A 22,034-nucleotide genomic window follows, 5' to 3' on the forward strand; every position below is an offset into this window, starting at 1 on the left:
ATTTTCTTGTGGAATTCAAACCGTCCGTATCCTTTTTTACTTTATACCTAGCCGTTTGGCTAAGCGGTGTAAATTACCATTATCGAGTTCTAACTGACGTGCTGTTGCAGCCCAGTTTCCTTGATTCTGCTCTAGTGCTTTTAGAATCATGGCTTTTTGGAAGGTGTCAGTGGCTTGCTTTAAACCAGCGTCTGACAGTTCAAATGAAGAGCTAGGTATACCTGGCTCTTCAGTGATGGGCTGATTGTTCGACGCTTTGATATCGAAATCTTGTTCCACCAATTCGATATCCAGCGATTGAGTTCTAGCTTTGGCAAGCACGCCCGCTCGTTTGATGACGTGTTCCAGTTCACGCACGTTGCCCGGCCAAGAGTAATCTTTAAGTGCTTGAACTAGAGTGGGAGAGAGTCGAACACTGTTCAGCCCCAACTTGCTGCGTAGTTGCTCTGCAAAGAAACCAGCCAGTAGCACGACATCGTCTTCACGTTCACGAAGTGGAGGGACATGAAGAGGGAATACACTCAAACGGTGGTACAAATCTGCTCTGAAACGGCCAGCTTTTACTTCTTCATGCAGAACACGGTTCGTTGCCGCCACAATGCGTGTATTGACTCGAATATGGCGGTCATCACCCACACGTTGGATGTCGCCGTATTGGAGAGCTCGAAGTAACTTAGCTTGCAGTTCTAACGACAGTTCGCCGACTTCATCCAAAAACAGTGTGCCACCATCTGCTTGTTCGAACTTACCTTTCCGATTACTGATAGCACCAGTAAAAGCACCTTTGATATGACCGAAAAGCTCACTCTCTGCGACAGACTCAGGTAACGCGGCACAGTTTAAGTACACCAAGGTATTATTGGCTCGGTGAGAGCGATGATGAATTGCGTTTGCGACGAGCTCTTTACCAACCCCTGTTTCACCCATTATCAACACAGATAGCTCGGTATCTGCCACCGCATCGATTTGCTCTTGAAGTGCTTTCATTCCAGCAGATTTGCCAATGATTTCGTTGCTTAGCGTGCGTTTCTCAGTGTAAGAATCACGTGGCAAGCTTGCTTGTGTTTCTAACTGCTCCAGTAGTAGAGCAGTGTGCAAGCCACCCGCGGCTAACGCACTTACAAAGCGTAGTTCTTGATTGAGTAAACCATCGAACTGATTCGGATCGAAGGCATCAATAGTGATCGCGCCAATCAATTGATCGTCGATCAACAAAGGGAGACCAATACATGAATGGACGTGCAGCTTGTCGTCGTGGTTCGGAATTAACCCGTCATAGGGATCGGGTAAGTCGCTATTCGATGGAAACCGTACGATATCGCCAGCGCGTGCAATGGCTTCCAATCTCGGGTGTTGGTTTATAGAAAAACGGCGTCCCAATACTTCCTTTGCTAAGCCATTGATAGCCAGCGGCTTAAAGTGCTGATCTTCATACAAAAGAAGAGCAGATGCATCACATTTTAATACCTCTCGAATCGTGGTTAATAAGGTATCGAAGCGAGCCTGTTGAGTGAGCGCTGAGTTAAGGTCTTGCGTGATGTGTAGCCATTGCGCGATTAAAGAAGTCATAGCCAATACCAATTGTGTCAATATGACCATTGTAGTGTCTTAATGACAATTTTCAATTGTGTCTAAATGACAGTTTTTAAAGTTTTATTTTAATTAAATTATTGAAATATATGGCAATTAAAAGTTGGCATGCCCAGTGCAGTACAAGAAGAAATTATTTTTGTTTATCCCGTCATTCAAGGTAGTAATTATGACAATTCACGTAAAAAACAACATCCACTGGGTAGGTCAACGCGATTGGGAAGTTCAAGATTTCCATGGTACAGAATACAAAATGACAAAAGGCACCAGTTACAACAGTTATCTAATTCGTGAAGAGAAAACCATACTGATCGATACGGTCGATCATCGATTCAGCCAGCAATTTATCCAGAACCTAGAAATGGAAATCGATCTTAAGACGATCGATTTTATCGTCGTGAACCATGCAGAGGAAGATCACTCGGGCGCATTGTCTGCATTGATGGAGAAGATTCCGAACACGCCAATTTACTGTACGGAAGCGGCGATTGATTCGATTGTTGGCCATCACCATCATCCCGAATGGAACTTTAAAACGGTAAAAACGGGTGACAGCATCGATATTGGTAACGGTAAACAATTGGTATTTGTAGAAGCGCCAATGCTGCATTGGCCAGACAGCATGATGACATACCTAACTGGCGATGCAGTGTTATTCAGTAACGACGCATTTGGTCAGCACTACTGCGATGAACGCTTATTCAATGATGAAGTGGATCAAAATGAGCTGATGGAACAGTGTTTGCGTTACTACTCAAACATTCTAACGCCGTTCAGCAGCTTGGTAACAGCCAAAATCAAAGAAGTACTGAGCTTCAACTTACCTGTCGACATGATTGCAACTTCACACGGTATTGTATGGCGCGATAACCCAGTTCAAATCATCGAGCAATATTTGGAATGGGCGAATAACTACCAAGAAGATCGTATTACCATCTTCTACGATTCTATGTCGAACAATACCCGAATGATGGCGGACGCGATTGCACAGGGTATCCACGATGTTGACCCGGGTGTCGCAGTTAAAGTCTTCAATGTGTCTAAGCACGATAAGAATGAAATTCTCGCCAATGTGTTCCGCTCTAAAGGCATCTTGGTTGGCTCGTCTACCATGAACAACGTCATGATGCCGAAGATTGCTGGCATGCTGGAGGAGATCACAGGTCTTCGTTTTAAAGCCAAGAAAGCCGCTGCCTTTGGTAGTTATGGCTGGAATGGTGGTGCGGTAGACCGTATCCACGCAAGATTGACCGACGCGGGTTTTGAAACGGCAGTCAGCCTGAAAACCAAATGGCGACCAGATGGTAAAGCGATGCGTGAGTGTCGTGAACATGGTAAGAGCATCGCGAAACTGTGGGCGAAACATCCACTAACAAGTCCTGTTGCGGCTCCGATGATGGCTGCGTCTGCACCGCAAGTTCAATCGCAGCCCGTTGTACAAGTAGAAACGCAAGCAGTGGTCGAAAGGGAGCTTATTAATCCAAGCTCAGAGGCACATCCATCAGATTGCCAATGCATGATTTGCACCGTTTGTAACTGGGTGTATGACCCTGCTCAGGGTGAGCCTAATCAAGGAATTGAACCAGGCACCGTGTGGTCAGACGTTCCGGATTACTTCCTTTGCCCTGAGTGTCACTTGGGTAAAGATGTATTTGTTGAGTTCAAGGGTTAAGGAGCTGTGATGCAAGCACCAATTGTAATCATAGGCAGTGGCTTTGCTGCGTATCAACTGGTTAAAACTGTGCGTCGAATGGATGCACAGGTGTCAATTCAAGTATTCACCGCTGATGACGGTGCGGAGTATAACAAGCCCGATTTGAGCCATGTGTTCAGTAGAAAACAGACCGCGGGGGATCTGGTGGTAAAAACGGGAGAAGCGTTTGCCCAAGAGCACCATATCGAGTTATTAACCCACACTAAAATTGATAGTGTGGATACGCAAGCCCAACAAGTGGTAGCAGATGGACAAGTTTATGCGTACTCCAAACTGATTTTTGCAACGGGCGCGAAAGCCTTTGTTCCTCCAATGCGAGGTGATGCTTCTGGCGATGTCCTAACGCTCAATTCGTTACAAGAGTATCAGCTCGCAGAAGAGCGAATCAGTCAAGCAAAGCGCGTAATGGTTATCGGTGGTGGTTTGATTGGCGTTGAGATTGCAATGGATATTGCGAGCAGCGGTAAAGCCGTTACGGTGGTTGAATCAAACCAACGCTTGCTTGCCAATCTTATTCCTGAGTTTGTTGCGTTGCCTCTGGAAAGCCAACTTAAGCAACAAGGCATTCAACTGGCGTTGGGAAATGGGGTTGTTGAGGTGAATCGTACCGCCGATTCGTTGGTAGCGATTTTGAACAGCGGTGAAGTGAGCGAGATTGATGTAGTGATTTCTGCCGCGGGCTTACGTTCAAACACTCAATTAGCGAATGCTTGTGGATTAGAGGTTGGGAAAGGCATTGCTGTCGACGCTAAGCTGCAGACTTCTGCGAACAATGTATTCGCTCTGGGCGATTGCGCCGAGATACAAGGGCGTATGCTTCCATACCTTCAGCCAATCGTGTTGAGCGCTAATGTTTTAGGTAAGCTGTTGCTTGGGCAGGAAGCGCAATTGAAGTTGCCGCCAATGATGGTAAAAGTCAAAACGCCGAGTTACCCAATTCAGCTTGCCGGGGACTTCGGTGCTGTCGCGAATTGGAATGTGCAGATTTCTCAATCTGGCATCGTGGCAAAAGCTGAAAATGAACAAAGCATATTGACAGGGTTTGTTGTGACGGGTGAGCAAGTGGCTCAGGCTTTTCCGTTACTGCGTGAACTGTCTCAAGTCGCGCAATCGTAACTCGCTTCAAGCAGCACAATTTTATATTCAAAGAGGGTATAACCATGTCACATCTTCGTATTCCGAAAGACTGGACGGTTCAACGTTCGACGCCATTTTTTACCAAAGGCAGTGTGCCTCCAGCTCTTCTAACTCATCACAATACAGCCGAAGGCGTGTTTGGGCAGTTATGCGTAATGGAGGGGCAAGTCACCTATTATGGTTTTGCAGATGAATTCGAGACAGAGCCTGAAATGGTCGTCGTGATCAACGCAGGTCAGTTCGCGACAAGCCCGCCACAGTATTGGCATCGTATTGAAATGAGCGATGATGCACAGTTCAATATTAACTTTTGGTCGAATAAAGATAAAAGTGGACAAGCGATGTTCCACGCTAAGCAGTAAACCTTTCTAGACAATTTGATTATTGCGTGAATTTATCGGGAAAAGCGCATATTAAGTAAAAGAGCAGAGACGTTTCTCTGCTCTTTTTTGCTTATTGGCAGTAACGACATGTGAACTTAATCAGCGATATTAACTGTAAGCCCGTGCAACGCGACCTTCGCAATTCAAGGTGTATTGTTTTGCGTAAGCCGGAATGAAAACAGATTGGCCTTTATCTACTACACATGTTTCACCATTTGCGTGTGTAATCACGAGCGGGGAATCTAGCGGCAAAAGGATTTCTGCGGTTCTTACATAAAGTGTTCGTTGGTTGGCCTGCTTTACAATCGCGAATTTGAAATCGTCGACGGGAACTGGGTATTCCAACATGTCGTCGTTTTCGATTGGCGCAAGCAGTAGGTTGTCGAATGGCTTTTCTTCGAAGCGTGTGCATGCAACGAGTTCTTTTACATCCATATACTTCGGCGTTAAACCGGCACGTAGCACGTTGTCTGAGTTCGCCATGATCTCAAGCCCCGTCCCTTTCAAGTACGCGTGTGGCGTTTCTGCATCCAAGAACATCGCTTCGCCTGGTTTCAGCGTGATGACGTTGAGTAGCAAGGGCGCAAACAAACCAATGTCGCCCGGGTATTGCGCTTCTAACTCCAAGATCAGGTTGAATATAGGTAAGTCGGTGATGCGAGCTTGTGCCAATAGCACCGTCAACGCCATCTCTTTCTGTTCGCCTTCCAATGACAATAGACCGGAGAAGAAGCTCGTCAAGCCTTTGGAAGTTTGATTGTCGATAAGGTCATCCACCAAGCTTTGCAGCTCAGGAATCGCCAGCTCAGAGAAGAAGCTGATGATTTCACTTGTTGGGCGGAAGCCATTCATCGCTTGGTATTCGGTTAGCGCGTAAACCAATTCTGGTTTGTGGTTTGGATCTTTGTAGTTACGGTTTGCAGCGGTTAGGGGAATGCCTTGTTTTTCTTCCAGTGCAAAGCCTAGCTCTGCTTGTTGTTTGTTTGGGTGAACCTGAATCGACAGCGCTTTCTCAGCGGCAAGTACTTTAAACAGGTATGAAAGTTCACCAAAACGGTTTGCGACTTCTTCACTCAGAAAGGCGTTCATGTCTTGAGCAATCAGTGAAGAGAGTTTGGTCTCCTCGCCGTTTACCATCACCACTGAGCAACCGTTTGGATGCGCGCCCATCCATACTTCGGCTTGTGGTTCGCCCGTTGGGTTTTCAATGCCAAACAGTTGGTTAACAGAAGTAGTACTGCCCCAAGCGTAGTTTTGAATCACGTTGTTCATCAGGAAAAACATCGGATGCTTAGCTTGAGTTTGAATCGTTTGTGTATCGGACATCGTTAAATCAGACATAGAGTGTCACCATGCGAGAAAATCATGGCTTAGGCGACATTGCCCAAGCCATAGGAGCCATTTGGGGGAAGGGGATGATTAAGCGGCTGCTTGCATCATTTTTGCTTTACGCACTTTCTTCAACGTTACACACGTTACTGCGGTAACCGTTGCGCCAGTTGCCATACAAATTAGAGCAAGGACTGGGTGGTTCATCGCGCCAAGCAGAGCGACCACGGGACCACCGTGAGCAACGCTGTTGGTGATGCCGAATGAGAACGCCATTACTGCCGCCACCATTGATCCAAGTACGTTTGCAGGAATCACTGACATTGGATCTTGCGCTGCGAACGGAATCGCACCTTCAGAGATACCCACCAGACCCATTGCGCCTGCGGCTTTACCCGCTTCGGTTTCTGATTCTTCGAACAGGTCGAACTTACGACCAAGCGCCGTTGCCAGTGCCATGCCTAAAGGTGCAACAGGGATTGCACACGCCATCGCACCCATAAATTGAGTTTGACCGCTCGCAATCATGCCCACAGAGAATAGGAATGCGACCTTGTTGAATGGACCACCCATATCGAAGCCAGCCATACCTCCAAGTACGATACCTAGTAGAACGACGTTACCTGTACTCATGCTCGTTAGTAGCGCAGTCAGACCGTCCATTAGGCTTGCGATTGGCGCGCCGATAACGAAGATGAATAGACCTGCGATGAACAACGAACCTGTGATTGGCGCAATCATGATTGGCACCAAAGGTTGAATGAATTTGTGGTAGTTAATCGACGTAATCCACTTCACGAAGTAACCCACAAGCAGACCAGCGATGATGGCACCGATAAAGCCTGTACCTGCGTCTGCGCCGTAGAAAGAACCGTTGTTTGCAATCCAACCACCGATCAAGCCAGGAGCCAGAGCAGGACGGTCAGCAATCGCGTAAGCAATGTAACCGGCTAGGATTGGGATCATCAGCGTAAAGGCAACCACACCAACGTTGAGGATTTGGTTCCACATGCTGCCTTCAGGAATTGCCATGCCCGCTTCACTTGGCTGACCACCGACTGCAAGAGCAAGGGCAATCAACAGACCCCCCGTTACGACGAAGGGGATCATGTGTGATACGCCGTTCATCAAGTAGCGATATAAGTCAGAACGGGCTTGAGAAGCTTTGTTTGCAACTGACGCTTGCGTATTGCCATTGGACTCAGCTTGGTACGTCGGTGCGTTTAACGCTTCATTAATCAGTCCTTGAGCATCGCGGATTGGGGCTTTTACGTTGGTTTTAACCACGCGTTTGCCCGCGAAGCGGTTCATGTCGACTTGCTTGTCACATGCCACGATGATTGCGTCTGCACGCTCGATTTCTTCTGCGGTTGGGCTGTTTTTCACACCGATTGAACCGTTCGTTTCAACCTTGATTTCGTAGCCCATCGCCGCTGCACCTTTCTCTAGCGCTTCTGCTGCTAGGTAAGTGTGCGCAACGCCCGCAGGACAACCAGTAACACCAATGATGAAACCTTGGTTTGCTGGAGCATCTGTCACTGGTTGCGGTTCTTCTTTAGCAAGAAGGAGTGCCAGTGCGTCGTGGCTGTTTGTTGCGCCTAAGAACGCATCGATGAAACCATCTTCAATCAATTTTGAAGATAGTTCTGCAAGTACTTCGATATGGTGGTTATCGCCACCGTCTGGAGAAGCGATCATGAAGAACAGCTTTGAAGGTAAACCGTCTTCCGCGCCGTACTCGATACCTGATTTGCTTACGCCGATCACAACCGCCGGTTCAATCACAGCGGCGCTTTTCGCGTGTGGAATTGCCACGCCATCTTCAAATCCGGTATTTCCTAATTCTTCACGTGCTTTTATATCTGCAAGAAATTGTGTTTGGTCAGAAATACGACCTTGGGCGTGTAGAACTGCAACCAGTTCTTTAAATACGTCTTCTTTTGAAGACGCTTTAAGATCAAGCTTAATTAAGTCTTCATTTATTAGTTTGGTGATCATTGTAGAACCCCTATAAATATAATTTTTATTTCAGGGGTATTTTTAAATTACTGAAAAAAAGACTGTAGTGAAGAAAAAATGCATTTACTGGAGGATTGTAACCGACTCACTATATTGTGATTTAGATCGTTCACTGGACAAATCTAGCTGCATATCTGTGAAATGATGGATAAGAAGCTAAACGATAAGTGAAATGTGGCTTTTCTCCCATTTTAAAAGGGATTGAGTGTTGTTGATAGAGTTTTTGTTACTGGAGATTTGATGCGTCAACTGGATTTTTGTAACATTAAAATGGAAGTGTAATTTTGCTCAATAGCACAAAAGTCCAGTCCGGTGTATATCTATAGTAAATAGCATCATTGATGCATATATAGAGTGTGAGACAATGATTTTTCATGATTTAATTTCAGCTGTATTAAATGAAAGAGAGCCATTTCATAATATTTGGTTTGCAGGAGATTTTCATACGCCGCCTGAATTTAGCTATCAAGTTAATTTCCCTCGCCTAGAGTTAGTTCTGGATGGGGAATATATTAATGAAATGGAAAGTCATGATCGAAAAGTAACGCACATCGTTGCTAAAAAAGGCGACGCGATATTTATTCCACCTAACTGTTGGAATAAACCAGACTGGGATACCGATTGCTCAGTGTTAAGTATTTTGTTTGGGCGTCGACAACTTGGGTTGAGTTTGGTGAGCAAACGCAAAGGTGAGGCAAACTTTTACGATATTCAAAAGCATAGCATCCAAACGCGCTCAGGATTTGCGATAGATAACATCTTAGAAGCGTTGAGCTCACTGGCTCGTGAGAATACTAAAAAACCAATGGATGAGCTTTTACTGCAAGCATTGCTGCAATACGCGAAGACGATGTTGGATGCGCCAGTCGAGCAGCAGTCACATAGCCGTGTGCAAGATCTCTATCAAGGGATCTGCATCTACATTCAAGAGAACTTCCATCGCCCAATCACGCGTGACAGCATTGCGTCGAGATTCAGTATTTCCTCGAACCATTTGTCGCGCTTGTTCCGTCAGCAGGGGCACATGACCTTGGCAGACTACATTACTTGGGTACGCGTGGATCGTGCGAAGTTTATGCTCAAGAAATACAACTTCAAACTCAATGACGTGTCAGTGCGCTGCGGATTTAAAGACGTGAACTATTTCTGCCGAGTATTTAAGAACCGTACAGGCAGAACGCCGACGGAATATCGTGGTTCGATTTAAGCCTTCAGTCAGAGAGCGTAAATCATAGAGAAGTTTAGGCAAGCAGCCTCGACATGGCGTACATCAGCAGCGCTTGTAAGTCGACGCTGCTTTTTGTTAGTAGTAGGCGTTCCGCCATTTGATCGGTAAGCAGATTTCGTGTGAGGTTAGTAGCCGCAATGATCTGTTCTCGGGTCGGCTTTTCTGGCATCACCAGTGCTATAGCCAGATGAACATCACCCATCTTTGAAGCCCAATCCATCGACTTGTCATTTGCAATAACGGCAATGGAAATATGGTCAACACCTGAAAACATCACATGCGGTAGAGCGATCCCCGGAGTCACGCAAGTTGATGAACGTTCTTCGCGTTTAATAAAAGCAAGAATCAGTTCGTCGGGATGAATGGGGTGGATCAGCTGAGCTAATCCTTTAAGGCATTCAAACTTGGTGAGCTCGGTATGCGCTTTGGCGTACTGCCATTTGATTTCACAAGGTGGGCAAATTTGCGGTAAACGCTCGGCCAGTTGGCTAGAAAACTCATAGTTGATATGAGATCCCACCACCGTAAAGTGTTCAGCAATCATGTCTTTTATGACGAAGCAGGCCAGCTCTGCGTCAATGCCAATCGCTGTGATTTGACACAAATCACCTTGTTGTAGACCTGCTTGCAAAATCGCCACGGACTTGGTGAGTTCCGCAACACGATTTTGCGTTACATTAATGATATGTAAGGTACTTTTGAACTTCTTTGCCACTCGATTGAGTGGCTGAGCAAGGTGCGCACTGGCATTTGCATTATCGACGAAAAAGGTGATTTGGTATTCGTTCATCTGCAAATTTAGTCGCGGCAGTGGACGAGGAATACTTTGTCGACGTTCAGCAAAACCTCTTCAATGGGGATTTGAATTTTGCGCGTCCCTTCGAATCGGCCTAGTTGTTCTATCTCAATATCCGACACGATCAAAACCCGATCCGCTTGAGCGATATCGTGAGGAGTGAGCTGATTTTCTATCCCCATCGCACCTTGCGTTTCTACTTTAATTTGCACGTTATGTTTTGGCGCAGCTTTCATTAGTGCATCTGCTGCCATATAAGTATGAGCGATGCCTGTAGGGCATGCTGTCACCGCTACGATTTTCATGTTCTATCCATTTTATTTTTTGTGGATATTAGCACAGCCACCGCAGATTGAATTGATTTGAGCTGGATTAACGCAAGAGCTCTATCACAGTTTTAATCTCATGTTACATTAATCCAGTTAATGCACTTTTAGTCCTATATATCAAAGGGTAGGCACTGGTTAATCTATGCCCAAATAAAATGAGTAGGAACACATACGAGCCAGGGGATCCTGTATCTCAAACTCACTTGGGTATATATTCGAGCGTGAATATTGGAAGGTAAAACAATGGACATCACAAACCTAATTGAGCTGGAAACGATATGTTTAGATCTAAAAGCTCAAACCAAAGATGAAGCGCTCAAAGAGCTGGTCGAGATGCTAGAGGCCGCCGGCAAGCTCAATAGTCAAAGCCAGTTCTTGGCAGATATCTGGAAACGAGAAGAGATCGGTAACACAGGATTTGATGATGGTATTGCTATCCCTCATGCCAAAAGTGATGCTGTAGCAAAACCGGCTGTTGCGGTCGGGATCAGCCGTAATGGGATTGATTATGGCGCCGAAGATGGCGAGCTGTCCGATGTGTTTTTCATGCTGGCGTCCCCAGATGGTGATGATCATCATCACATTGAAGTATTGGCACAAATTTCCACCAAAATTATCGAAGACGGCTTTGTTGAAAAGCTCAAACAGGCTCAATCGCGAGAAGAAGCGCTTGAGATGTTGACTGATATTCAAACCCAATCCAATGAATTTCTCCCAACTTCTTTAGAATTTGCATCAGAACCCCTGAGCCCTTGGGCGCAAAAACTTGGCCGCATTAAAGAGCACCTGCTGTTTGGCACATCCCACATGATCCCGTTTATCGTTGCGGGCGGTGTGTTGTTGTCGTTGTCGGTGATGATCTCTGGTCACGGTGGTGTACCACAAGAGGGCATTTTGGCCGATATTGCCCAAATGGGGATTGCTGGCCTGACATTGTTTACTGCCGTGCTTGGTGGTTACATTGCTTATTCCATTGCCGACAAGCCGGGCCTTGCACCGGGTATGATTGGATCTTGGATTGCGGTCAGTCATTACAATACGGGTTTTTTAGGTGCGATTGTGGTCGGCTTTTTTGCTGGCTTTGTCGTTTGGCTATTAAAGAAAATTCAGCTACCAGACAGCATGAGTTCGCTTGGCTCGATTTTTATTTATCCGCTAGTCGGTACGTTTGTTACTTGCGGCGCGGTGATGTGGGTGATAGGTGCTCCGATAGCCAGCGCAATGACCACCATGAACGAGGTGCTGACGGGCATGGCGGGCTCAGGCAAAGTGATGCTCGGTACCGTGCTTGGGGCAATGACCGCGTTTGATATGGGTGGCCCAATTAACAAAGTGGCGACGTTGTTTGCTCAAACCCAAGTGAACACGCAACCATGGTTGATGGGCGGAGTCGGTATTGCGATTTGTACGCCGCCATTGGGTATGGCACTAGCCACGTTTTTGGCGCCGAGTAAATTCAAGCGAGATGAACGCGAAGCGGGGAAAGCCGCAGGTATTATGGGGATGATCGGTATTAGCGAAGGTGCGATTCCTTTTGCCGCTGGCGACCCTGCACGAGTATTACCCGCTATTGTGGCGGGTGGCGTCGTTGGTAACGTGATTGGCTTTATGTTCCACGTAATGAACCATGCACCGTGGGGCGGTTGGATTGTTCTCCCTGTTGTGGATGGAAAAATTGGGTACATCATCGGCACGATTGCGGGCTCTGTTACCACGGCGTTGATCGTGATTGCACTAAAGAAAACCGTCACCGAAGATGAGAGTTACACTGGTCATTCTCAAGTATATGGCTCTGTTCAAGGCGAAGGTGAGGCGGATGTTTTGGCGGTCACATCTTGTCCATCAGGTGTGGCACATACGTTCTTAGCGGCGAAGTCATTGGAAAAAGCAGCGTGTGCACTCGGCATTAAGATTAAAGTCGAAACCCAAGGCGCAAATGGCGTCATCAACCGAATTACCGAGAAAGACATCGAGAAAGCCAAGTTTGTGATTTTTGCTCACGATGTGGCGATTAAAGAACCGGAACGCTTTCGAAAAATCCAAGTCTTGGATGTCAGTACCAAGGATGCCATGTTGAACGCCACGGCTTTGTTGCAAGCTCGTAGAGTGTCTTAACATTTAACTTCTGAGAAATGTCTCCTCGATGACCCTGATGAATGCTTTTGGTATTTACTCCAACATCGCGGTTCGCTTTTATTTGTGCCGCGAGTGAAGGATAAATTACGAGTAATGTTTTCAATTCTTTAGTAGCATGTTACAAAACATTTCAGTCAGGTGAACTAAGGGAAGCGTGCAATGGAAAAACAACGAGTAGCATTTATTGGTTTGGGTGTTATGGGTTACCCAATGGCGGGCTATTTGAGCAAAGCGGGATATGAAACAAAAGTATACAACCGCACCAAAGCCAAAGCTGATAAATGGGCTGCAGAATACAACGGCATTGCGTGTGAGACACCGCGAGAAGCGGCAGAAGGTTGCGATATCGTATTTACTTGTGTCGGTAATGACGATGACGTGCGTAGCGTTGTATACGGTGAAGAAGGCATTCTAGTCGGTCTAAAAGCAGGCGCGGTACTGGTTGATCACACCACGACTTCCGCTGATTTAGCCGTTGAATTGGCCGATGCTTGTACCAAATATGGCAATCACTTCATTGATGCTCCGGTATCTGGTGGTCAAGCAGGCGCAGAAAATGGCGTACTAACCATCATGTGTGGTGGCGAGCAGAACATTTTTGATCGTGTGTCTCCAGCGATGGACGTATATGCAAAGCAAATGACCCTTCTGGGTGAAAATGGCCAAGGTCAACGTTGTAAAATGGTAAACCAAATCTGTATTGGTGGCGTGCTTCAAGGCTTGAGCGAAGCGTTGTTACTCGCGCAGAAATCCGGTTTGGATATTGAACAAGTAGTTGAAACACTCAAGCACGGTGCTGCAGGGTCATGGCAAATGGAAAACCGCGCCAAGACAATGGCGCAAGATAAGTTTGATTTTGGTTTCGCGATTGATTGGATGCGCAAAGACTTAGGCTTCTGTCTGCAAGAAGCAGAGCGAGTGGGTCTAGAGCTCCCACTGACTAAGAAAGTGGATGAGCAATACGGAGACCTTCAACGCGATGGTTTAGGTCGCATGGATACATCTGTTCTGATTAAAGCCGTGGCTAAGAATCAGTAGTAGATAAACAGTTCTTTGGTATCAAAGAGCTTGAAGAAATTTAAGTTGATCATGATCGTTCCCCTTGAACATTAGTGTGTGATTAACGAACTTGAATGAGGAGGTGCTTTGGGGCACCTCCTTTTTTATGTCTTCTTATCACAGCATTTGCTGGTGCAGTGTCCGTTTACTTGTTTAAGCCTAGCGCAATCTCAAGGCCTTTGCCGTAAGCTTCGTCCGCTTGGTAGGCGTGGTTAACGTGACGTTCTTTGATGAAGTCTGGCACACCATCCATTGCACGAGTGGTGTTGTCGAATAGAGTTTGACGCTGTTCTTCGCTCATAAGACGGAATAGGTCACCTGCTTGGCTGAAGTAGTCTTCGTCTACACGGTGATCGTAATGATCAGCATGGCCGTTGATGCGTAGAGGTGGCTCAGAGTAATCTGGTTGCTCTGCCCATTCTTGTTTGTAGTTTGGCTCGTAACCTAGTGTTGAACCAAAGTTGCCATCAACGCGCATTGCGCCATCGCGGTGGTAGCTGTGTACCGGACAACGAGGCGCGTTAACTGGAATTTGGTGATGGTTTACACCTAGGCGGTAACGCTGCGCGTCTCCGTATGCAAACAGACGGCCTTGCAGCATTTTGTCTGGCGAGAAGCCAATTCCGGGAACGATAGCTGCCGGGTTAAACGCGGATTGCTCAACTTCCGCATAGAAATTTTCTGGGTTACGGTTCAGTTCAAACTCGCCTACAGGGAGCAATGGATAATCTTTTTGTGACCATACTTTTGTTAGATCGAACGGGTTAAAGTTCACTTCATCCGCTTCTAGCTCAGGCATGATCTGTACGTACATCTTCCATTTAGGGAAGTCTTGACGCTCAATCGCTTCGTAAAGGTCACGGTGATGGCTTTCGCGGTCTTTACCTACGATCGCTTCTGCTTCTTGGTCAGTCAGGTTTTTGATGCCTTGCTGAGTTTTAAAGTGGAATTTCACCCAGTAACGTTCGTTTTCTGCGTTGATAAAGCTGAATGTGTGGCTACCGAAGCCGTGCATATGACGGTAAGACGCTGGAATACCACGATCACTCATAACGATCGTAACTTGGTGGAATGCTTCTGGTAGTGATGTCCAAAAATCCCAGTTGTTTGTCGAGCTGCGCATGTTGGTGCGTGGATCGCGTTTCACCGCGTGGTTTAGATCTGGAAATTTTAGTGGATCACGGAGGAAGAACACTGGCGTGTTGTTACCAACCAAGTCCCAGTTGCCTTCTTCGGTGTAAAACTTTAGCGCAAAACCACGGATGTCGCGCTCTGCATCTGCGGCACCGCGCTCCCCCGCAACAGTGGTAAAGCGAGCAAATAGTTCGGTTTTTTTACCAATCTCCGAGAAGATCTTCGCGCGAGTGTATTTTGTGATGTCATGAGTCACAGTAAAGGTGCCGTAAGCGCCTGAGCCTTTGGCGTGCATACGACGCTCAGGAATCACTTCACGATCAAAGTGTGCCAGTTTTTCAAGGAACCAAACGTCTTGCAGTAGTTGGGGACCACGAGGACCTGCAGTCATCACATTTTGATTATGGGCGACAGGACAGCCTGCGGCGGTGGTTAATTTCTTATTTGTCATTTTTCTTCCCCTCCAGGGATCAATACCTTAGCAACTGAAGAGAAGATTATTACGGAAAAGCTGGAAGCAAAAACTGATACTGCTTATCAATTCAATAGGTGGTAACGATGATGAAAAGTAACTTAGAATCAAATTCTTAGCTGATTTTTATGATTGGTTTATTAACGTATTGGCGAAAAGGGTAAAAAGAGCACGCTGGCATTTGCATGAATTGCGCTTTGTTGACAAGGCTAACGTCGGAAATCGCCCCCTTGATATCGCTTTATTGAACATCAAAGGGGCGGAATGATTAGGAGTACTTCACTTCAATTTGCTCAGCTTTTTCAAACGCTGGATGCGTTGCGAGTTGTTTTCCATAACGCTCAATATTCGGGAAGTGACCAGCCAAACCGAACTTATGCACGAGCTCGACAATAAATGACATCATGATGTCTGCGCCAGTTAAACGTTCTTCTACTAGGTAAGTTTTGCCTTCTAGCGATTGCTCGAAATAACCCAGAACGTTCATCGCTTCTTTGTCAGCATAGCCTGATAGAAATTGAGTTTCGTTTGGCTCTTTGCTAATAAAGATTTTTAACAACATTGGTAAGATTGCTGAACTTTCAGCAAAGTGCATCCATTGTAGGTACTCAGTGTGCGCCTTCGTCCCACGCTCAGGAGCCAACGCACCATCACTGTACTTCTCAATCAAATATTCGGTCATCGCGCCTGATTCAATGATGAACTCGCCATCATCTTCAAGCAGAGGCGATTTACCGAGCGGATGAACGCTCTTTAGCTCAGGCGGTGCCATGAAGGTCACTTTGTCACGAACATAAGGCACGATTTCGTAATCCACATTTAGCTCTTCAAGTAACCAAATGATGCGCTTTGAGCGAGACTGATTGAGATGGTGAAGTTTAATCATTTATTTATCCCTTCCTTATAATGGGTCGTTAATCTGTACTACAAGCTTGCCGAAGTTCTTACCTTCCAACAGACCGATAAATGCTTCTGGTGCATTCTCCAGTCCTTGTACTAGATGTTCACGGTATTGGATCTTTCCTTCTGCCAACCATTGATTAATATCTTGCGCAAATTCACCGTAACGATGTCCGTAGTCATCAAAAATGATGAAGCCTTGCACCTTGATTCGTTTAGTCAGCAGCTTACCCATTAATAATGGAAGATGGTCGGTACCTTCAGGCAGTTCTGTTGCGTTGTATTGAGAAATTAAACCACAAAGTGGGATACGTGCGCTGGTATTCAGAAGTGGCATTACAGCTTCGAATACTTTGCCACCTACGTTTTCGAAGTAAACATCGATACCTTGATCACAGGCGTTTTTCAACTGTTCTGCAAAGTCGTCAGCTTTGTGATCGATACATTCATCGAAGCCAAGGACTTCTTTGGCGTAACGGCACTTTTCTTCTCCGCCTGCAATACCAACAACTCGGCAACCTTTGATTTTGCCAATTTGACCAACAGTCGCGCCCACAGGGCCCGTCGCGGCTGCTACCACAATGGTTTCACCTGGTTTTGGCTGACCGATATCGAGCAAGCCCATATACGCGGTAAAGCCTGGCATGCCAGCAACACCTAGAGCGTATGATGGGTTTTGTGGTTCTTTGCCAAGTTTAATCACCATCTCACCAGTTGAGATGGCGTAGTCTTGCCAGCCAACAGTGTATGCAAGAACCCATTCACCCGCTTCATAATCTGGGTGGTTCGATGCTTCTACCTGACAAATTGTGCCAGCGATCATTACGTCATCAACCGCAACAGGATCGGCGTATGACTCGGCATCGCTCATGCGACCGCGCATGTATGGGTCGAGAGATAAATAAACGGTTCTCAGTAGCATCTCACCATCTTGAGGAGTCGGTTTCGCCACTTCTTCTAGACGAAAGTTTTCTTTTGTTGGTGCACCATGGGGACGTGACGCGAGTACGATTCTGCGATTTGTTGCGTTAGTCATATTTATCTCACTTATTGATTAGACCGGTCGTCTAGTTTCGATTTCAAAATATCCCGCTCATAGAGCGGGAAAGTGTATTGTGCTATCACAGGAGTTATTACCAACTGTGAAACACATGTAGGGTGTTCATCTTACTTTTACGCTACCTACTATGGGCAAGTTCGCGTGTTTTGCAGTAGATGTTGAGTATAGGTCAGACTTTGCGTTAATGCTGCCTGATCTTGATACAGTTTGTTCAGCAAGCTTGCGCCGTTCCAAAGGTAGTATATCTGCCTTGCCAATAAAGCACTGTCACCATTTGGGATAGAGCCATCTTGAATGCCTACGTCAATGCAATACGCCATTGATTGAATGGTTTTGTCTGCACCTTGGCGTAACGCTATACGCATGGGCTCTGAGAGATCGGAGACTTCCGCACTTAACTTGACCAACAAACATTTGTTCGCATTACATACGTCGTCTTCTACTTTGACCATTTCTTCAAAGTAGCTCATTAGGCGTTGGTAGCCATTCAGATCGGTATTGGTAAAGCGTGCGTTTAAACGCTCAAAATACTTAGTAAAGTAGTCTTGAATCATCGCTTCACCAAATTGTTCTTTGGATTTGAAGTAATGATAAAACGAGCCTTTCGGCACCGCGGCCTTTTTTAAAAGCTCTGAAAGGCCAACACTCGTAAACCCTCGGTTTACGATTAACTCGTATCCGACGTCGAGAATATGTTGGCGTGTGTCGTTCGTCTTTGCGTTCATGAAGCGTACTATAGAATGAATTAGACCAGTCGTCTAGTTTTTGTTGTGGGTTATTTGATTAGCTCGTACTCAATCACAAATAGCGTGTCGGTATTTGGGTAGATTTCTCGAATTAACTGCTTGAGTTTTGGTAGTTCGATGGCTTCTTGTTCAGCATGAAACTCATTGATATCTTCAAAGTTGAGTGGTTCTACAGAGCGTATTTTGATGTTGCAGACTTTACGATCCGTCTCTAGGGTAAAAACTTCGACCTCTGTATTTGGAACGTAGTGACTTTCTGATTCATCTCGAATCGTAATCGTTTTTTTGCCTGATGTGATCAACGGGGTTAAGAATTCAAAAAAGGTAATCTTGGTTGGGTGGGATGACATGATGTACTCGTTAGTCTGATTGTTTGGCGTAATTATATACCCAAATAACCTTGAGGTGCTTATTTCAAGAGAACGAGCGAGTGCGCAGGACGCGGATCAACTTGGCACTAAAGTAACCCGAGATAATGCCTATCCAGTTGGTACTGAGATCATCAAAACTAAATGAGCGACTTGGAATAAAAAGTTGGCTTATTTCTTCCATTGAAACGATAGCCAACAGCAGCAGCAAAAGGCGGATGCCAAAGACGTCGGCTTTACTTGAACTAACTAAAGAGGGAAAGGTGAAGACCGATAAAAAGCCGATCAATAAACTGAAAGTAAAGTGAAGCGTACTCGATCCACCTAAGTAGGTTTCCATTTGCAGGTAAGTGGCATGGTGTAAGTCAGAGCTTTTCCACAAAGAGAGTGAAGCCGTAAGCGTCAGAACGAAAACAAAACTTATCCGTGTCAGTATTGAAACCATAATTAACCTATTGGAAAGAAGCCTAAGTAACGTTTTACAAAGTACAACGCTGCTAGATTCTGAATTGCCATGCCAATTGCCATCGCCCATGCTGCACCAATAACACCGAACGTTTGGCAAAGCGCAATGAGCAAGCAGATAGAGATTGTGCCGGAGGAAATTGTAATGTATTTCATGGTTCTTTCGTGACCGCTCATGAGTAATAAAAATCCTACAGAGCCAGTCGCAACATTGACTAACTGCCCTAAAGACAGGACGACTAACAGTGGCGCAGCAGCAAGAAACTCTTCACCAAAAAACCGCATCACAAACTCTGGGAATAGAGTGCAAATAATCACGGGCACAATGGCCAAACCAACGTTGGCTCGGCAAGCTAAACGGCTCAGGCTTTGCAGTTTGATCATTTGGCGTTCTTTGTAGAGAGAGGCAAACATAGGGGCGACCACAAAGTTAATGGTAATCAGCACAAAGCCAATCAGTAGTGATGTACGTTGAGCTGCAGCTAATAGACCGAGTTCCGCTGTTGAGATAAAAAAGCCCGCAATGACAAGGCTTCCCCATTGAAGAACGTTCGTGAAGATACTGCCAATCCAGACTTGCTTGGCAGAAGCGACCATTTTTTTGTTTGGTACGAAAGCCGATGTCTGATAATGACCTGAACCTAGCCAATTAACACTGGATATTACCGCGACGCTCATACTCGCCAGAAGCAGTGCGGTCATCAGATTGTTGATATTTTGCTGACCGATATAGTCCAAGCCAAAGACAAAAAAGACCATCAACATACTCACGCCAAGCTGTAAAGCGAACAGTGATGACACGACCTTTCTACATGCTTGAAGCACACGACTGTTGGTTTGTGCAAGCACTAAAAACGGTATGCAGAACAAGCCTAAAGTAATCGCATGCATTGGCGATTGGGTCTGGTTTAGCTGTTCAGGAAACAGATTAAATCCTACCAACAAAACGGCAATGGCTAGCAAGCAAAACGCCATACTTCGATAAAGTGCTGTTTTATAGTTATGACTTTGTTGAAGTGTCTCTTTGTTATTAAAGGCGATCGCATTGTAGCGAACTAATGAGACATCAAAACCTAGCTGAGAAACGATCGCGAGTAGTGAGACTAGGTTAAATAAAAAGAAAAATTGACCGGACGTCGAAGCGTCACTGGTCTTCGATACAATCAGTGTCAGCAAAAAAGCAAATAGCGCACTCAACACACGCGTGATTGCGGTTTTCAATCCAGTAGATAACAAGCTTTTTTTACCGCTGGGCATCAACAGTAATTTTTGTTGAATAGTGTGAAACATAGAGGCATTTAACCGTAAATATTATTGAGTGCGAGGCGCTGTTTTTCTTCACTGAAGGCGTCGTTTAACTCAGTTGTATATTGGCAAAAATCAATTTCATCATAATGATTGACACAGTGCGCGATCTGCTTGGCCATTTCTTCAGGTGTTAGCGCTAAAAATGGGTAGTTGAGATCTTTGGTCGCGCCGATAGTTCGAATTACCATAGGAAGATGTAATTTGGCTGCTTCTAGAATAGTTAACGGCATCCCTTCCCATGCTGCAGTATGTAAGTAAAGGTCTGAACCCTTGAGCTTTTTAACCACCTCATCACGAGGCAACATGCCAGTCACATCCACATTTTCTGTACGCAATTTTTGTTCAAGTGTGTAGTCACCGCCACCTATCCAAGTGATATCTAATGGGCGGTTAAGCGCATATCGATTAAGGTGTTGCAATGTGTCGATGAGAAATTGTGGATCCTTTTGGGGCGCAACACGACCAAGCACAACAAGTCGCAGCGCTTCTTGTTTGTTTCGCACTAAACGCTCTTCACTTTGATAAGACACGTAGTTGTTGAGCAGTTCAGCACGTTTCGCGCCAATGCTAATCGCCAGATCACATTCTCGTTGGCTACAGCCTGCCACCACATCAATTTTGCTTAGTTTTACTTTCTCTAGCGCTTTATAGAGCTGGCGCGCGAGTTCGGAGATATCTTCACGTTCGAAAGCATAACAGTGCGGAGTGTAAACCAAGCGCGCCTTGCCAAGTTTTAGAAATCGCCCGAGAAATCCCGCTTTACTCGAGTGCAAATGCACAACGTCAGGCGTAAGTGATGCAATCATGTGGTTTGCATCGCGAACAAATTGAAGTAAGCTGCCTTCCACCCATTTGGTCTGTGTGAAAATATGATGGTTGTTCTCATTGGTTAAGTCGCTTTCTCGAGCTCTGGCTAGCAAGAAATGTTGATAGGGCTCATCTCGAGAGGAGTGAGCATAACTATAGAGGGCGGTTTGAACGCCACCTCCGAAGGCTTCTGTAATATGGAGCACTTTTTTCATGATGATTTTGTTCCTGCTGTCTGCATCCATTTATGCTTGAAAGCATCACGTTCTTGTTCTGAATAAACGTGGCGATATAAGGGAAGATCGTACATATAGAACAGCTTTGAAAAGTCGTAGTGATGCTTAAAGTGCTGGTGGATATTGGAGTACCACTTGTTTTTCGCTTCATTGCTGTTTTTCAGCACGAAGTCTTGCAGCCCGAGAAACTCACCAATTTCTTTATCGAGAGAGCTGAGCTTTTCGCATTTGATTAGCATGACGTTGGCTTGCTCGTTCTTGAATGTGAAGAAAGGTTGAGTGTTGTCCAGTTCTTGACGCATCACATCGATATTGAAGTTACGTTTTAACTCGTTGTCGAACCAGTCCGCAAAATAGTTGAGATTGATATAGTTATCGAAACAATGTTCGAGGTGCTGATACGTGACTGCCATATCTCGGTGAATTGCGTCATTCTTTTTGCCTTCGATAAATTGCAAATGGAGGTCTTGAAAGAAACGAGAAAAGACTGTTGCGATTGGATCGCGGACCAGTGTGACGATTTTGATTTGTTCGCGTTTTTGTAAGATACGTTTTCGTTGCTTGAGCACTAAGCGGTAGAGCGCACGGTTTTTGAAATCGAAAAATTTACTCACGTCTTTTTTATTGTGATACATGTGAAATTCTTCGTGATCATCAAAGGTGTGGATGTGATAGCTTGGGATATTTCTTTCTCCCAGCGTGTGCTCAATTGACGATGAGCCAACTTTGCCCATTTGGTAAACTAAAACAAAATTGTCAGCTTGGAGTTCTCGGTTCTTTTCAAATTGTCGAGAGATTGAATACTTCATCTATCCTAT

20 protein-coding genes are annotated in these 22,034 nt (G+C 45.6%); 6 read left to right on the top strand and 14 right to left on the bottom strand.

Annotation, left to right across the window (positions count from 1 at the left end; translation table 11 throughout):
• Positions 1 to 36: 36 nt before the first annotated feature.
• Positions 37 to 1,569: a nitric oxide reductase transcriptional regulator NorR gene (gene norR / locus ACZ5ZC_RS04930; protein ID WP_464931444.1), complete on the bottom strand. Its 1,533-nt coding sequence runs from the start codon at positions 1,567 to 1,569 to the stop codon at positions 37 to 39.
• A gap of 190 nt (positions 1,570 to 1,759) precedes the next feature.
• On the opposite strand from norR, the gene norV reads away from it, so the two are divergent.
• Genes norV through ACZ5ZC_RS04945 form a run of 3 tightly spaced genes read left to right on the top strand, consistent with a single transcriptional unit; the run spans position 1,760 to position 4,803 of the window.
• Positions 1,760 to 3,262 carry an anaerobic nitric oxide reductase flavorubredoxin gene (gene norV / locus ACZ5ZC_RS04935; protein ID WP_464931445.1) on the top strand — a complete coding sequence of 501 codons (1,503 nt, stop codon included), beginning with the start codon at positions 1,760 to 1,762 and terminating at the stop codon, positions 3,260 to 3,262.
• A 9-nt stretch (positions 3,263 to 3,271) separates the two neighbouring features.
• Entirely contained in the window at positions 3,272 to 4,420 is a 1,149-nt protein-coding gene (norW, locus tag ACZ5ZC_RS04940; RefSeq protein ID WP_464931446.1) for an NADH:flavorubredoxin reductase NorW, read from the top strand.
• 44 nt (positions 4,421 to 4,464) lie between these two features.
• Positions 4,465 to 4,803: a TehB family protein gene (locus ACZ5ZC_RS04945; protein WP_440873310.1), complete on the top strand. Its 339-nt coding sequence runs from the start codon at positions 4,465 to 4,467 to the stop codon at positions 4,801 to 4,803.
• A 129-nt stretch (positions 4,804 to 4,932) separates the two neighbouring features.
• On the opposite strand, the gene manA is transcribed toward ACZ5ZC_RS04945, so the two are convergent.
• Positions 4,933 to 6,165 (bottom strand): mannose-6-phosphate isomerase, class I, encoded by a 1,233-nt coding sequence (gene manA, locus ACZ5ZC_RS04950; RefSeq protein WP_464931447.1) that lies wholly within the window; start codon positions 6,163 to 6,165, stop codon positions 4,933 to 4,935.
• A gap of 78 nt (positions 6,166 to 6,243) precedes the next feature.
• Positions 6,244 to 8,151 (bottom strand): PTS fructose transporter subunit IIABC, encoded by a 1,908-nt coding sequence (locus ACZ5ZC_RS04955; protein ID WP_395196088.1) that lies wholly within the window; start codon positions 8,149 to 8,151, stop codon positions 6,244 to 6,246.
• A gap of 385 nt (positions 8,152 to 8,536) precedes the next feature.
• On the opposite strand from ACZ5ZC_RS04955, the gene ACZ5ZC_RS04960 reads away from it, so the two are divergent.
• Entirely contained in the window at positions 8,537 to 9,379 is an 843-nt protein-coding gene (locus ACZ5ZC_RS04960) for a helix-turn-helix transcriptional regulator (protein WP_006742228.1), read from the top strand.
• A gap of 34 nt (positions 9,380 to 9,413) precedes the next feature.
• Here ACZ5ZC_RS04960 and ACZ5ZC_RS04965 read toward each other — a convergent pair whose 3' ends face one another.
• Together ACZ5ZC_RS04965 and ACZ5ZC_RS04970 are read right to left on the bottom strand one after the other, a co-directional pair.
• Positions 9,414 to 10,190, bottom strand: coding sequence for a PTS sugar transporter subunit IIA (locus ACZ5ZC_RS04965; RefSeq protein ID WP_464931448.1), 777 nt, complete (start codon positions 10,188 to 10,190; stop codon positions 9,414 to 9,416).
• Between the two features lie 8 nt (positions 10,191 to 10,198).
• The gene (locus ACZ5ZC_RS04970; RefSeq protein ID WP_104970216.1) at positions 10,199 to 10,501 is read right to left on the bottom strand and encodes a PTS fructose transporter subunit IIB; all 303 of its coding nucleotides are present in this window, start codon (positions 10,499 to 10,501) and stop codon (positions 10,199 to 10,201) included.
• Between the two features lie 267 nt (positions 10,502 to 10,768).
• Between ACZ5ZC_RS04970 and ACZ5ZC_RS04975 the strand changes: the two genes are divergently transcribed.
• Positions 10,769 to 12,640: a fructose-specific PTS transporter subunit EIIC gene (locus ACZ5ZC_RS04975; protein ID WP_464931449.1), complete on the top strand. Its 1,872-nt coding sequence runs from the start codon at positions 10,769 to 10,771 to the stop codon at positions 12,638 to 12,640.
• 180 nt (positions 12,641 to 12,820) lie between these two features.
• On the top strand, positions 12,821 to 13,699 hold the full coding sequence (locus ACZ5ZC_RS04980; RefSeq protein ID WP_054867504.1) for an NAD(P)-dependent oxidoreductase: 879 nt from the start codon (positions 12,821 to 12,823) through the stop codon (positions 13,697 to 13,699).
• A gap of 166 nt (positions 13,700 to 13,865) precedes the next feature.
• Here ACZ5ZC_RS04980 and katE2 read toward each other — a convergent pair whose 3' ends face one another.
• The 9 genes from katE2 to ACZ5ZC_RS05025 all read right to left on the bottom strand — a co-directional run bounded on the left by katE2 (position 13,866) and on the right by ACZ5ZC_RS05025 (position 22,025).
• Positions 13,866 to 15,305 (bottom strand): catalase KatE2, encoded by a 1,440-nt coding sequence (katE2, locus tag ACZ5ZC_RS04985; RefSeq protein WP_464931450.1) that lies wholly within the window; start codon positions 15,303 to 15,305, stop codon positions 13,866 to 13,868.
• A 289-nt stretch (positions 15,306 to 15,594) separates the two neighbouring features.
• Complete coding sequence (locus ACZ5ZC_RS04990; protein ID WP_006742223.1) at positions 15,595 to 16,212, bottom strand: glutathione S-transferase family protein; 618 nt, start codon at positions 16,210 to 16,212, stop codon at positions 15,595 to 15,597.
• 15 nt (positions 16,213 to 16,227) lie between these two features.
• Positions 16,228 to 17,262: an NADP-dependent oxidoreductase gene (locus ACZ5ZC_RS04995; RefSeq protein WP_464931451.1), complete on the bottom strand. Its 1,035-nt coding sequence runs from the start codon at positions 17,260 to 17,262 to the stop codon at positions 16,228 to 16,230.
• Between the two features lie 149 nt (positions 17,263 to 17,411).
• Positions 17,412 to 18,011: a TetR/AcrR family transcriptional regulator gene (locus ACZ5ZC_RS05000; RefSeq protein WP_054867506.1), complete on the bottom strand. Its 600-nt coding sequence runs from the start codon at positions 18,009 to 18,011 to the stop codon at positions 17,412 to 17,414.
• A 50-nt stretch (positions 18,012 to 18,061) separates the two neighbouring features.
• Positions 18,062 to 18,382 carry a N(4)-acetylcytidine aminohydrolase gene (gene yqfB / locus ACZ5ZC_RS05005; protein ID WP_005392475.1) on the bottom strand — a complete coding sequence of 107 codons (321 nt, stop codon included), beginning with the start codon at positions 18,380 to 18,382 and terminating at the stop codon, positions 18,062 to 18,064.
• A 64-nt stretch (positions 18,383 to 18,446) separates the two neighbouring features.
• Positions 18,447 to 18,845 (bottom strand): VanZ family protein, encoded by a 399-nt coding sequence (locus tag ACZ5ZC_RS05010; protein ID WP_005392476.1) that lies wholly within the window; start codon positions 18,843 to 18,845, stop codon positions 18,447 to 18,449.
• Between the two features lie 2 nt (positions 18,846 to 18,847).
• Positions 18,848 to 20,155: an oligosaccharide flippase family protein gene (locus ACZ5ZC_RS05015; protein ID WP_464931452.1), complete on the bottom strand. Its 1,308-nt coding sequence runs from the start codon at positions 20,153 to 20,155 to the stop codon at positions 18,848 to 18,850.
• A gap of 8 nt (positions 20,156 to 20,163) precedes the next feature.
• Positions 20,164 to 21,195 (bottom strand): glycosyltransferase family 4 protein, encoded by a 1,032-nt coding sequence (locus ACZ5ZC_RS05020; RefSeq protein ID WP_054867509.1) that lies wholly within the window; start codon positions 21,193 to 21,195, stop codon positions 20,164 to 20,166.
• The gene (locus ACZ5ZC_RS05025) at positions 21,192 to 22,025 is read right to left on the bottom strand and encodes a putative capsular polysaccharide synthesis family protein (protein ID WP_006742218.1); all 834 of its coding nucleotides are present in this window, start codon (positions 22,023 to 22,025) and stop codon (positions 21,192 to 21,194) included. The genes ACZ5ZC_RS05020 and ACZ5ZC_RS05025 overlap by 4 nt, the downstream gene beginning before the upstream one ends.
• Positions 22,026 to 22,034: the final 9 nt, after the last annotated feature.

The organism is Vibrio sp. JCM 18905, assembly GCF_055393305.1.